Genomic DNA, 12074 nt, shown 5'->3' with positions numbered 1-12074 from the left:
TGTAAGGTGCGCATCTTTCCTACGGAGCACAGCATGAGCACGGCCCAACACAACGCGCTACACGGCAAGACCCTTGAGCAGATCCTTACCGAGCTGGTGGCGCACTACCAATGGCAAGGCCTGGCCGAACGCATCGATGTGCGCTGCTTCAAGAGCAACCCGACCATCAAGTCGAGCCTGACCTTCTTGCGCAAAACACCGTGGGCGCGGGAAAAGGTCGAGCAGTTGTATGTGAAGCTGCAGCGCCAGGCCTGACATGGCACAGCGTCCATGGCTGAGCGGTATGGCTGTACTGGGCTGGTTCGGTCTGACTGTGCAGGTGTACCTGGTGCTGGTGGCGCGCTGGCAGGAACAGGCCAGCCTGATTGGCGGCCTGATCAACGTGTTCGGGTACTTCACCGTGCTGAGCAATACCTTGGTGGCGACGGTGCTCAGTTATGCAGCGTTTGGGCGGGAAGGGCGTGCCAAGCGTTTTTTCCTGTCTCCTTCGGTGAGTTCAGCCATTGCTGCCAGCATCCTGCTGGTTGCGTTGGCCTATAGCCTGTTGTTGCGCCATTTGTGGCAGCCGCAAGGCTGGCAGTGGCTGGCGGATGAACTGCTGCACGACGTGATGCCGGTGCTGTATGCCTTGTATTGGTGGTGCGAGGTGCGCAAGGGCACGTTGCGGCTATGGCACCTGGCGGTCTGGGCGATATACCCGGCGGTGTACTTTGCCTATGCGCTGTGGCGGGGGAGCGAAATTGGCGTGTATGCCTATCCGTTCATCGATGTGGCGAGCCTGGGGTATGGGCAGGTGATGCTCAATGCCTTGGGCGTGTTGGCGGGGTTCTGGGGGATTGGTCTCGTTTTGCTGGGGCTGGATCTGTGGCGTGGGAGGTACAAGTTTGCTTAGCCTGTCCCGGCCTCTTCGCGGGCTGCCCGCGAAGAGGCCGGACCTGGAAACGACAGTTTATTCGTCGTCCGCAGTCCCGTCAGCACGCCAGTAGGCCGCAGCCTTCAGCGCATCTTCCGGCACCCCTTTTTCCAGCAGCAGCGCCTTGGCCTGGCGGGTCAGGGCTTTTTCCAGCGCCACCCAGCCATACAAGCGGCCTTGCGGCAAGGTCAGGTTCTTCACCAGTGCCAGCAAATCTTCCTGCTGGCGGCGCACCCAGATCACTTCAACCTGAGCCTTGCTCGGCAGTGGCTGGCGCTCCTGCTCATCTTCGATCTGAATCACCGCCAGCACCTGGCGGCCCGCTGGCAACGCTTCCAGCCGACGGCCAATTGCCGGAATGGCCGTTTCGTCACCAATCAGCAAATAGCTGTCGAAAATGTCCGGCACCACCATTGAGGCCCGTGGCCCGGCGATATGCAGGGTTTGCCCCGGCGCGGCCTGCGCAGCCCAGGTGGAGGCAGGGCCGTCACCGTGCAGCACAAAGTCGATATCCAGCTCATTGGCCACCAAGTCGATACGCCGTGGTGTGTACTCGCGCATGGTGGGCCGTGCACCACCGTCACGCCCCAGATTACGGGCCTCGATAGCCTGCTGTTGTTCTGGCGTTTCGGCGAATAGCAGCTTGATATGGTCGTCGCTGCCCACGCTGGTGAAGCCTTGCAGCTCGGTACCACCCAGGGTGATGCGGCGCATGCGCGGGGTGAGGTCGGTGACCCGCAGTACCTGCAGGCGGCGTTGGCGGATCTCGTGATTGACGCGGTGGATGGTGTCACTCATGGGGGGGCTCCCTGACAGGTTCGGCCGGCCCGGAGGCAATGGCCTTGGCGGTATGGTTGAGCAGGTCGCGAACCCGTTCGATCTCTTCCGGTGTCCAGCGGCCGCTGTGCATGTGCAGTGCGTGGCGCAGGTTGCCGACCGCTTCGTGAATTTCTGGCGGGCGGTCATGGCCGCGCAGGGCGCGTTTGCTGACTTCGATGCGCATACGCACGCCATCCAGCGCGACAGCTTGCTCGGCCAGCGCATGGCGGCCGGCATCGGTGATGGCGTAGAGGCGTTTGCTGCCCTGTATCTGGCCGCTGATCAGCTCGGCTTCTTCAAGGAAGTTCAGCGTGGGGTAGATCACCCCGGGGCTTGGGCTGTAGCTGCCGTCGAACAGGTTTTCGATCTGGCGGATCAGGTCGTAACCGTGGCCGGGCTGTTGGGCCAGCAGGTCGAGCATCAATAGCTTGAGGTCTCCGGGGGCGAAAACGCGTGGGCCGCGCTCGCCACGGCCAGGGCGCCGTTCGAAGGGATCATGGGGGGTGTGTTCGCGCATGGGGACAGGGCTCCGTCGTTTGCGATATATCGTAAGATATTACTCAAGATATATCTAAAGACAAGCCCTTTAATGCCAATGATTATCATCTATTCATTCGATACGTTCCCAGCTGCGGGTGTGTGCACGGCAACCTGCGGCGGTTTGCATTCATTCGGATTGCCCGGCTGCAGGTACGGCATGAGGATCGGGGCCATGCCCTTAAGCACCTGCACCGGCAGCGCCGAGGTGAATTTGAACGCCTCTGCCGAGCGCCCCGGGACGAAGGCGGTGAGGGTGCCGAAGTGGTTGTCGCCCAGGAAGAACACGAAAGTGGCGGTACGGTTCAGCGAGCGCGAGCCAATCAACCGGCCGCCGGCGCCGAAGCTTTCGATGCGGTTGTCACCGGTACCGGTCTTGCCACCCATCACCAGTGGCGTGCCGTCCTGCAGCTTGAAACTGCCGGAAATACGCCGTGCGGTACCTGCGTCTACCACTTGCGACATGGCGCCTTTCAGGGCACGCGCGACTTCAACCGGCAGAATCCGCACACCCCGGTCAGGGTCGGTGATCAGCTTGGTTTCGTAAGGTGTATTGGCCGCAAAGTGCAGGGTATCGATACGCAAGGTTGGCAGGCGAACGCCGTCGTTCTGGATGATGCCGACCAGTTCGGAAAGGGCAGCAGGGCGGTCGCCCGAGCTGCCGATGGCAGTGGCCAGCGAAGGCACCAGGTGGTCGAATGGATAGCCCACGCGTTTCCAGCGTTGGTGGATGTCGAGGAAGGCTTCGATCTCGACCATGGTGCGGATGCGGCTGTCGCGTGCGCCTTGGTGGCGGCTCTTGAACAACCAGCCGTACACCTCCTGGCGCTCGAAGCGGCTGGCGTTGACCATCTCGGTCAGGGTCGAACTGGGGTTCTTCAGCAAGTAGCCGAGCAGCCACAGGTCGAGCGGGTGGACTTTGGCGATGTAGCCTTGATCAGGCAGGTCGTACTTGCCTGGGCCATAGGCGTCGTACATTTCCGACAGGCGACCGTCGGTCAGCTTGCCCAAGGCAATCTTGTCGCCCTTGAGGTGGGCACGGACGAAGGCATTGAAGGTTTCCTGGCCGGCTTCGGGGAACAGGTAGCGGTGCACTGCCGCCAGCCGCTGCGGCGTTACGCGCATGCTGTCGAGGAAGGTGTCCAGGCGCTGCTGCGAGGTCTTGCGTTGGTATTTCTTCCAGAAGCGCATCAGGTAATTGGTACCTTCCTTGTCCGCGAAGCGGGCCAGGTATTCCTGGCGGCGCGGGTCGGCGTCGTCCTTTAGCAGCGGCACGCGGTTGTACGGCTGCTGGTAGGTCACGTAGCGCACCAGGTCGCGCATCAGGCGGATGAACGGCAGGTTGATCGATTCGCGCAGGGCATCCTTGAGCGTCGGGTTGCGGTTGTTGTCTTCCTTGCGGAAGTTGTTGAACACGTGCATGCCGCCACCGGTGAAGAAGGCTTCACCGGTGTTGGCGGAATACTTGCGCTCCAGCGCCGCATCAAGCATGGCATCCAGGCTCTGGTTCTTGCTGTTTTGTGCAAGCCACTCCAGCGACCACTGGGTAATGCGGTCGAGTTCGGCGACTTCGACCTTTTTCAACTCGGCGGCGGGTTTGCCCGCGTACTTGTCGTGCAGCTCGGCGATGATTTCCAGGTAGGTGGTCAGCACCCGCAGCTTGGCAGTCGAGCCCAGCTCCAGCTTGCTGCCTTCGTTGATATCGAAAGGCTGGTTGGTGCTGTCGGTCTGCACCCGCACCCGTGAGCCGTCGCCGGTGCGCTCGAACAGGGTAAAGCTGTAGCTCACCTGGTCGGTGGTCTTGCTGGTCAGCAGTCGCTCGCCGATCAGGCCGATCTGCGCTGCGAATTCGGGGTCGGCAAGGTTCTTCAGGTACTGGCTCACTTGCAACTGCAAATCTGCCTGCAAGGTGCTGGTGGCCGACAGGTCGAGGCGGTCGAGGTCGTACAAAGGGCGGTTGAGCATGGCGGCCAGGCGGTTGCGTGCCAGGCTGATGCCCTTGTTGGTCACAATCGGCACGATGGTCGGCTGCGCGACCCAGTCGCGGTACACCGCCTTGCTGGCCAGTGCGGCATCGGCCAAGGGCTGTTCGATCACCTTATTGGCGGCCAGCACGCGGATGTGCGAATCGGTGAGTTCTGCCAGCTCGCCCCGGCCCTTGGACAGGTAATGCGAGGGGCGGCGCTGGGCAATCATCAGTGACAGCACCTGGCGCAGGGCCAGGCCGCGTGCGGCCATGCTCTCGGGGTCGCTGGCCGTGGAAGTCAGGGCCTGGTTGACCTGGTCGAAGTCGGCGCCGTACCACACCCGCAGGCCTTCGGCCATGCCATGCACTTCGCCATGCCCCGGTACAGCCGAGAGAGGCACGCTGTTGAGGTAGTCACGCACGATACGCTGACGAGCCGCAGTCGTGTCAGGGCCGCCTTGGTAGGCGCGCACGCTGGCGGAAATCATCTGGCGGATTTTCTCGGCCCCCGAGACCGTCAGGCCGTCTGGTGAGTGGCGGTACTTTTCCAGCTGCGTGGCCAAGGTACTCCCGCCAGCGGACTGGCCGGGCAACGCCAGGTGCTTGGCCACCTGGCTGTAGGCTGCCTTGGCAAAGCGTGGCCAGTCCACGGCCGGGTTGTTGCGCGGGTCCTGGGTGTCGAGCAGGTCGCGGTTTTCGATGAACAGCAGGCTGTTGACCATCACCGGCGGGATCGCCGCAAAATCAGGGTACAGGTGCTGCGGGTAGTTGTACTGGTACAGCGTGTCGCCACGGCAGTCAGTGATCGACAGGCCGGCCTGGATTTTCTCGATGTAGGGCACGAACAGCCCGTGATCGACGTAGTTCATCAACGCTGGCGAGAACTTCACCTGCTCGCTGATCAGGTAGTCGCGCTTGAGCAGCCGTGGCAGGAACTCGCCCAACGCGCTGTAGCCCAGGCGTTTGTCGAACGGCCCTTCACCCGGGTACACGATGGCATCGCTGGGGCCTGGCTGCAGCGAATAGGTCAGCGTGCCGGCCAGTTTGCTGAACTCTCGCGATTGCAGCTCGGACGTGCGGAATTCGTCATACGCCGCAAAGCCGATGGCAACCAGCGCCACCAGCAGGATAAGGATGATCAGCCGCCACCATAGCCGACGCTGACGGGGTGACTTGGGTTGTGGCGTCTCGGCCGGAGGTATCTCGGGTGCTTCCGTTCTGGTTGGTTCCGATTGCCACAGTGCGCCCATAGTCTTCTATCCGGCCAGGTATTTTCGTCTTGCTTGTCTGAAGCTTAGACGTTGAGCGGGTGGGGTGAAAAATTTGTAGGAAGGGAAGAAAGACGAGGTAGGGCTATGCGGCTTTGGTGTGGGTTTCTTCGTACCGGGATGTTGCTATGGTGCCCGCGCGATCGTGATGAGTGCGACGCGATCCCGGGGTTCTCGCCAAATTTCTGCACATATACAGTGAAAACCCCTACAACGCTCTTCCTATACTGCTCGCCCCCTTCGACCTGCCGGGCGCTCTATTCCGGCATACGGGCCGGCCCACAAGGCCAGCCTGGCAAGCCAACGCCACGCCTATCGGCATGGCGGGTGCTGCACGAAGGTCAAATCCAATAACAAAATGAGGTTGTATTGCTATGCCAGTCGGCAACCACCCTGCCCACGGCCCTGCCACTGAAGGCGGCCCGCTCAAGCGTGAACTGGGCGAACGGCACATCCGTCTGATGGCGCTGGGCGCCTGTATCGGCGTCGGTCTTTTCCTGGGTTCGGCCAAGGCCATCGAAATGGCCGGCCCTGCGATCATGCTGTCCTACATCATCGGTGGCCTGGCCATCCTTGTGATCATGCGCGCCCTTGGCGAAATGGCCGTGCACAACCCTGTCGCCGGCTCCTTCAGCCGTTATGCCCAGGACTACCTGGGCCCGCTGGCGGGCTTCCTCACCGGTTGGAACTACTGGTTCCTGTGGCTGGTGACCTGCGTTGCCGAAATTACCGCAGTGGCCATCTACATGGGCATCTGGTTCCCCGACGTACCCCGCTGGATCTGGGCCCTGGCGGCGCTGAGCAGCATGGGCGCGGTCAACCTGGTAGCGGTGAAGGCCTTCGGTGAATTCGAGTTCTGGTTCGCCCTGATCAAGATCGTCACCATCATCGCGATGGTCCTGGGCGGTATCGGCATCATTGCCTTTGGTTTTGGCAATGACGGTGTGGCTATGGGCATTTCCAACCTGTGGAGCAACGGTGGCTTCATGCCCAATGGCGTGACCGGCGTGCTGATGTCGCTGCAGATGGTGATGTTCGCTTACCTGGGCGTGGAAATGATCGGCCTGACCGCCGGCGAAGCACGTAACCCGCAAAAGACCATCCCGCAGGCCATCGGCTCGGTGTTCTGGCGGATCCTGCTGTTCTACGTGGGTGCGTTGTTCGTGATCCTGTCGATCTACCCGTGGAACGAGATCGGCAGCCAGGGCAGCCCGTTCGTGATGACCTTCGAGCGCCTTGGTATCAAGACTGCTGCCGGCATCATCAACTTCGTGGTCATCACAGCGGCACTGTCGTCGTGCAATGGCGGCATCTTCAGCACCGGGCGCATGCTCTACAGCTTGGCGCAGAACGGCCAGGCGCCAGCGGCCTTCGCCCGTACTTCGAAGAATGGCGTACCGCGCAATGCGCTGCTGCTGTCGATCGGCGCGCTGTTGCTGGGTGTACTGGCCAACTACCTGGTGCCGGAGAAGGTCTTTGTATGGGTCACCTCGATCGCAACCTTCGGTGCGATCTGGACCTGGGTGATGATTCTGCTCGCACAGCTCAAGTTCCGCGCAGGCCTTACCACTGCCGAGCGCAAGGCACTGAAGTACCGCATGTGGCTGTGGCCGCTGAGCTCCTACCTGGCGCTGGCGTTCCTGGTGCTGGTGGTTGGCTTGATGGCGTACTTCGAGGATACCCGCGTGGCCCTGTACATCGGCCCGGCGTTCCTGGTGCTGTTGACGGTGCTGTATTACGCGTTCCGTCTGGCGCCGAAAGAAGTTCAAGGTGTAGCAAATACCGCGTCCTGACCTGAAATAGCCGGGGCTGCACAGCAGCCCCGGGGCTTTCCTCAGGCAGCTACTTCACTGTGCGGTTCAAAACTGTCCGCCCGCGCCAGTTGCCACATGCGTGAATAGAACTGCCCGTTCACCTCGCCCGTCAGCAACTCCCCCGGCTTCAAGAACACATGCATCTGCGAGAACAGCTTGATCTCGGTGGCCGAGATGCGCCGCACCAGGTGCTTGGCCTCCAGTTGCGCAGGGTGCTCCAACCCTGCCGCGGCAAGCATTTCAGCCAGGGCACGCAAGGTGTTGTGATGGAAGTTCAGCACCCGTTGGGCCTTGTCCGGCACCACCAGCGCACGCTGGCGTAGTGGGTCTTGTGTCGCCACCCCAGTCGGGCACTTGTTGGTGTGGCAGCTCTGCGACTGAATGCAACCGATGGCAAACATGAAGCCGCGCGCCGAGTTTGCCCAGTCAGCGCCAATCGCCAGTACGCTGGCGATGTCGAAGGCGCTGACAATCTTGCCGCTGGCCCCGAGCTTGATCTTGTCGCGCAGGTTCAGGCCCACCAGGGTGTTGTGCACGAACAGCAGCCCTTCGCGCAGCGGCACACCGATATGGTCGGTGAATTCCACCGGCGCCGCGCCGGTGCCGCCTTCCTTGCCATCGACAACAATGAAGTCGGGCAGGATGCCGGTTTCCAGCATGGCTTTGGCGATGCCCATGAACTCCCAGGGGTGGCCCAGGCAGAATTTGAAACCGACGGGCTTGCCCCCGGACAATTCACGCAGCTGTGCGATGAACTGCATCATCTCGATTGGCGTAGAGAAAGCGCTGTGGCGCGACGGCGAGATGCAGTCCTCACCCATCAGCACGCCACGGGTCTCGGCGATTTCCTGGGTGACCTTGTGTTTGGGCAGGATGCCGCCATGGCCGGGTTTGGCGCCCTGGCTCATCTTGATCTCGATCATGCGCACCTGCGGGCTGCGCGCCTGGGCGGCGAAGCGTTCGGGGTCGAAGCGCCCGTCTGGCGTGCGGCAACCGAAGTAGCCACTGCCCAGTTCCCAGACTAGGTCGCCACCGTGCTCGCGGTGGTAAGGGCTGATGCTGCCCTCGCCGGTGTCATGGTGGAAATTACCCAGCTTGGCACCCTGGTTGAGGGCGCGGATGGCGTTGGCACTGAGCGAGCCAAAGCTCATTGCTGAAATGTTGAAAATCGATGCCGAGTACGGCTGGCTGCACTGCGGCCCGCCGACAATGACGCGGAAGCTGGACGGGTCGGCCAGTGGCGCCGGGCGCATGGAGTGGCCGATGAACTCGAAGCCGGACTCGTACACGTCAATCAGGGTGCCGAACGGCTTGTCCGAGGCCTCGTTCTTCGCCCGGGCATACACCAGCGAACGCTGGGCGCGGGAGAACGGCAAGGCGTCGCTGTCCGATTCCAGCAGGTACTGGCGAATTTCCGGGCGAATGGCTTCGACCAGGTAGCGGATGTTGCCCAGGATCGGGTAGTTGCGGCGCACCGCATGGCGTTGCTGCAGCAGGTCGAATACGCCGATCAGGCTGAGGATGCCAGTGGTCAGGGTGAACGGCCACAGCCATTCGTGGTGGGTGAAGGGCAGGCTCGCCAGGGTGAACAGCACACAGGCGGCGAAGAAGGCATAGCGACTGAGAAGTGACAGGCTCATACGGGGTCCTTACGATGGCGCGGTCAGGCTCAGGGCCTGGGGCAAACCCCGACCATAGCCAAGTTGCGGGGCGCTGCAAATTAAAATCGGGGTAGCGAAAATCATTCTCGAGTCGAGGGCATGACCACAGCCGGAACACATGCCCTGTGGGAGCAGCGGTCTTCTTGTGGCGCTGGCCTTGTCAGGCCAATGATCCTCATGGGATCCTCCCCGGCCATTGTTTCCAGCGAGCCCTCCCATGCCCAACATCATCCGCATCGCCGCTGCCCTGCTGATCGACCCCCAGGGCCGTACCTTGGTGGTGCGCAAGCGCGGCACCGAGGCCTTCATGCAGCCAGGTGGCAAGATCGATGCCGGCGAATCACCGGTGCAGGCGCTGGTGCGTGAGCTGTATGAAGAGCTGGGGCTGAGCATCAACGCGGACCAAGCCGTGCACCTGGGCCGGTTCAGTGCACCGGCCGCGAACGAACCAGGTTTCGAGGTGCAAGCCGAACTGTTCCGTGTCGACAGCGCCGCGCCGGTAACGCCGGCTGCGGAGATCGACGAGGTGGTGTGGCTGGCCGCCGATCAAGCACCAGCCCTAACGCTGGCGCCTTTGACCCGGGACCTGATACTGCCGCTGTACCGCCAGGCAGTCAGCGCACCGCGCTGACGCCATCAAGCGTGGCGAACGAGGTATCTTTGGCGGTCAACAGGAAGTCGCGCATGTACGGCGCATCGAGCATGTCGGTGCGCACGGCAGCATAAAGGGTGGCGAACAGGCCTTTTTCACCCAGGCGCTTGCCCTTCACATAGCCGCGTGAGCTGTACTCGTGCAGCGCCCAGTGCGGCATGCCGCAGACCCCACGGCCGCTGGCCACCAGTTGCATCATCATCACCGTCAGTTCCGAGGTGCGCACCGCAGCCGGCTCGATGTCGGCCGGTTCCAGGAAGCGGGTGAAAATGTCCAGGCGGTCGCGCTCCACCGGGTAGGTGATCAGCGTCTGGTCGAGCAAGTCTTGCGGCACGATGTAGGATTTGCTGGCCAGCGCGTGCTGGTTGGCCACGGCCAGCATCGCTTCGTACGTGAACAGCGGTACATACGTGATACCTGCCAGGTCCACCGGGTCGGAAGTCACTACCAGGTCGAGGTCGCCGCGTGCCAGGGCCGGCAGCGGGGCGAAGGCAAAGCCGGAGGCCAGGTCCAGCTCCACTTCCGGCCAGGCATCGCGGAACTGGTCGATGGTCGGCATCAGCCACTGGAAGCAGCTGTGGCATTCGATGGCCATGTGCAGGCGTCCGGCGGTGCCACCGGCCAGGCGCGCAATGTCGCGCTCGGCGCCGCGCAGCAGGGGCAGGGTGGCATCAGCCAGTTGCAGCAGGCGCAGCCCGGCACTGGTGAAGCGGATCGGCTTGGTTTTGCGCACGAACAGCGGCAGGCCCAGGCGTTCTTCCAGCTCCTTGAACTGATGCGACAGCGCCGACTGGGTCAGGTGCAGGCGCTCGGCGGCTTCCACCAGGCTGTCGGCTTCGCGCAGGGCATGAAGGGTTTTCAGGTGACGGATCTCCAACACAGCTGACTCCGGGGTGTAGGATTGAAGAAACAGGGAATGAGTTGAGTTTCTCTCATGTTGCCGTGCCTGTCGACTGGGCGTTCAGCCGCACCGTCTGGCGGGAGTCATGAAACTGTCACCGAACTGTGGCAGCGCGCCCGAACAGAATTCATCAGACTCGCGCTCTACTGGGGATCTGCATTCTGGTGTTTCTTTCATGCGGGCTTATTGGCTTTTTCTTATCTTCCTTTTCAGCGTACCTGCCAGCTTCGCCGGACAGCGTTGTGACGCCCGTGTACCGGTGCAGCGCGCCGAGCTGGGCGCGGTCAGCCTGGTGTACCAGAGCGTGGGCGCGCCGCGTGATCCGGCCTTGCTACTGGTCATGGGCCTGGGCGGGCAACTGATCCACTGGCCGGACGATGTGGTCGAGGCATTGTGCCGCCAAGGTTTCAGGGTTATTCGCTACGACAACCGCGATGTGGGGCTGTCACGCTGGAACCAGATGCCGCCGTCGGCCAACCTGACGGTGGAGCTGCTGAGTTACAAGCTGGGCCTGCCAGTGGCGGCGCCTTATACGCTGACCGACATGGCAGACGATGGCTTACGCCTGATGGACGCCTTGGGGGTGCGCCAGTTTCATGTGCTGGGCGTGAGCATGGGCGGCATGATCGCCCAGCACCTGGCGGCCATGGCTCCCGAGCGCGTGCGCAGCCTGACGTTGGTCATGTCCAGCTCAGGCGCGGCGGGGCTGCCAGCGCCGGATCCGGCGCTGGTGCAGTTACTGGCCCGGCGCAGCGCGCCCAGCCGCGAGGTGGCCATCGAGCAGCAGGCAGACTTGTTGGCGGCGTTGGGCAGCCCTGAGGTGCGGGACGACCGTGCCGTGTTGCTGCACCAGGCAGCGGTGGCCTACGACCGGGCGTTCAACCCGGACGGGGCCAAGCGCCAGATCATGGCGATTCTGGCCGAGCCAAGCCGCGTCGAGCTATTGAACCAGTTGAGGGTGCCGACCCTGGTGGTGCACGGCACGGCTGACCCGTTGCTGCCGGTGATGCATGGCGTGCACCTGGCGGCGCATATACAAGGCAGCCAGCTGCGCTTGATACCAGGGCTGGCGCATCGCTTCCAGGAGCCGTTCAAGGCACCGCTGCTGGGGGCTGTGTTGCCTTATCTGCAAGCGCATCGGCAGGACGTGACGCATATTGCCGGGCTTTGAACTGCTATGCGTCAGCCGGCCTGTTTCAGTGCATCCGCACCCACAAGGTCACCAGCACGGTCGCGGCCATCAGCCAGGCCACCGTGGCCAGTGCCAGCGATGCCTCCAGGCGCAGGCGGTCAACCAGTACATACAAGGTTGCCAGGTACACGAAATACGGAATGATCGACCACATGCCGAACAGGATGGTGGTCTTCAGGTCGGTAATGCTGCGCACCTTGCCAACAATGTAATGGGCAATCAGGGCAAAGGTGGGGAACAGCGGCACCAGCCCGGCGATGTAGTAGTTACGCGTCTTTGACAGCACCGCTAGCAGCAGTACCACGCCAGCGCCCAGGGCCGCTTTGAATACCAGGTCCACGTTGTTATTCC

11 protein-coding genes are annotated in these 12074 nt (G+C 62.5%); 5 read left to right on the top strand and 6 right to left on the bottom strand.

The genetic code is table 11. The features are described from left to right. The first annotated feature begins 33 nt into the window (after positions 1 to 33). The gene (locus tag APH36_RS06185; RefSeq protein ID WP_003252112.1) at positions 34 to 255 is read left to right on the top strand and encodes a VF530 family DNA-binding protein; all 222 of its coding nucleotides are present in this window, start codon (positions 34 to 36) and stop codon (positions 253 to 255) included. 1 nt (position 256) lies between these two features. Further along, positions 257 to 892: a Pr6Pr family membrane protein gene (locus APH36_RS06180; RefSeq protein ID WP_060497910.1), complete on the top strand. Its 636-nt coding sequence runs from the start codon at positions 257 to 259 to the stop codon at positions 890 to 892. 57 nt (positions 893 to 949) lie between these two features. On the opposite strand, the gene APH36_RS06175 is transcribed toward APH36_RS06180, so the two are convergent. The 3 genes from APH36_RS06175 to APH36_RS06165 form a co-directional block, all read right to left on the bottom strand. Further along, positions 950 to 1711, bottom strand: coding sequence for a siderophore-interacting protein (locus APH36_RS06175; protein ID WP_060497909.1), 762 nt, complete (start codon positions 1709 to 1711; stop codon positions 950 to 952). After that, a complete protein-coding gene (locus APH36_RS06170) occupies positions 1704 to 2249 on the bottom strand; it encodes a PadR family transcriptional regulator (RefSeq protein ID WP_060497908.1) in 546 nt (181 codons plus the stop codon). Before APH36_RS06170 ends, APH36_RS06175 begins: the two co-directional genes overlap by 8 nt. A gap of 89 nt (positions 2250 to 2338) precedes the next feature. After that, positions 2339 to 5485: a transglycosylase domain-containing protein gene (locus APH36_RS06165; protein WP_060497907.1), complete on the bottom strand. Its 3147-nt coding sequence runs from the start codon at positions 5483 to 5485 to the stop codon at positions 2339 to 2341. Positions 5486 to 5877: 392 nt separating this feature from the next. Between APH36_RS06165 and APH36_RS06160 the strand changes: the two genes are divergently transcribed. Beyond that, positions 5878 to 7296 (top strand): amino acid permease, encoded by a 1419-nt coding sequence (locus APH36_RS06160; RefSeq protein WP_060497906.1) that lies wholly within the window; start codon positions 5878 to 5880, stop codon positions 7294 to 7296. A gap of 41 nt (positions 7297 to 7337) precedes the next feature. On the opposite strand, the gene APH36_RS06155 is transcribed toward APH36_RS06160, so the two are convergent. Then, the gene (locus tag APH36_RS06155) at positions 7338 to 8957 is read right to left on the bottom strand and encodes an FMN-binding glutamate synthase family protein (protein ID WP_016713720.1); all 1620 of its coding nucleotides are present in this window, start codon (positions 8955 to 8957) and stop codon (positions 7338 to 7340) included. Positions 8958 to 9195: 238 nt separating this feature from the next. On the opposite strand from APH36_RS06155, the gene APH36_RS06150 reads away from it, so the two are divergent. Then, positions 9196 to 9609 carry an NUDIX domain-containing protein gene (locus tag APH36_RS06150; protein ID WP_060497905.1) on the top strand — a complete coding sequence of 138 codons (414 nt, stop codon included), beginning with the start codon at positions 9196 to 9198 and terminating at the stop codon, positions 9607 to 9609. Here APH36_RS06150 and metR read toward each other — a convergent pair. Beyond that, entirely contained in the window at positions 9593 to 10510 is a 918-nt protein-coding gene (gene metR / locus APH36_RS06145; protein WP_060497904.1) for a transcriptional regulator MetR, read from the bottom strand. The genes APH36_RS06150 and metR overlap by 17 nt on opposite strands. A gap of 196 nt (positions 10511 to 10706) precedes the next feature. Here metR and APH36_RS06140 point away from each other — a divergent pair, with 196 nt between their 5' ends. Beyond that, complete coding sequence (locus tag APH36_RS06140) at positions 10707 to 11702, top strand: alpha/beta fold hydrolase (RefSeq protein WP_060497903.1); 996 nt, start codon at positions 10707 to 10709, stop codon at positions 11700 to 11702. Positions 11703 to 11727: 25 nt separating this feature from the next. Here the strand turns inward: APH36_RS06140 and APH36_RS06135 are convergent, their stop codons facing one another. Then, on the bottom strand, positions 11728 to 12063 hold the full coding sequence (locus APH36_RS06135; protein WP_060497902.1) for a GlpM family protein: 336 nt from the start codon (positions 12061 to 12063) through the stop codon (positions 11728 to 11730). Between the last annotated feature and the right edge of the window lie 11 nt (positions 12064 to 12074).

It is taken from the genome of Pseudomonas sp. NBRC 111133 (assembly GCF_001320605.1).
In the GTDB taxonomy this organism is placed as follows: domain Bacteria; phylum Pseudomonadota; class Gammaproteobacteria; order Pseudomonadales; family Pseudomonadaceae; genus Aquipseudomonas; species Aquipseudomonas monteilii.
This window is presented reverse-complemented; position numbering and strand designations above follow the sequence as displayed.

Excerpts from the sequence above, each read along its gene's own strand:
- APH36_RS06185 (WP_003252112.1), top strand. The coding sequence starts at position 34 with ATGAGCACGGCCCAACACAACGCGCTACACGGCAAGACCCTTGAGCAG.
- APH36_RS06180 (WP_060497910.1), top strand. The coding sequence starts at position 257 with ATGGCACAGCGTCCATGGCTGAGCGGTATGGCTGTACTGGGCTGGTTC.
- APH36_RS06175 (WP_060497909.1), bottom strand. The coding sequence starts at position 1,711 with ATGAGTGACACCATCCACCGCGTCAATCACGAGATCCGCCAACGCCGC.
- APH36_RS06170 (WP_060497908.1), bottom strand. The coding sequence starts at position 2,249 with ATGCGCGAACACACCCCCCATGATCCCTTCGAACGGCGCCCTGGCCGT.
- APH36_RS06165 (WP_060497907.1), bottom strand. The coding sequence starts at position 5,485 with ATGGGCGCACTGTGGCAATCGGAACCAACCAGAACGGAAGCACCCGAG.
- APH36_RS06160 (WP_060497906.1), top strand. The coding sequence starts at position 5,878 with ATGCCAGTCGGCAACCACCCTGCCCACGGCCCTGCCACTGAAGGCGGC.
- APH36_RS06155 (WP_016713720.1), bottom strand. The coding sequence starts at position 8,957 with ATGAGCCTGTCACTTCTCAGTCGCTATGCCTTCTTCGCCGCCTGTGTG.
- APH36_RS06150 (WP_060497905.1), top strand. The coding sequence starts at position 9,196 with ATGCCCAACATCATCCGCATCGCCGCTGCCCTGCTGATCGACCCCCAG.
- APH36_RS06140 (WP_060497903.1), top strand. The coding sequence starts at position 10,707 with ATGCGGGCTTATTGGCTTTTTCTTATCTTCCTTTTCAGCGTACCTGCC.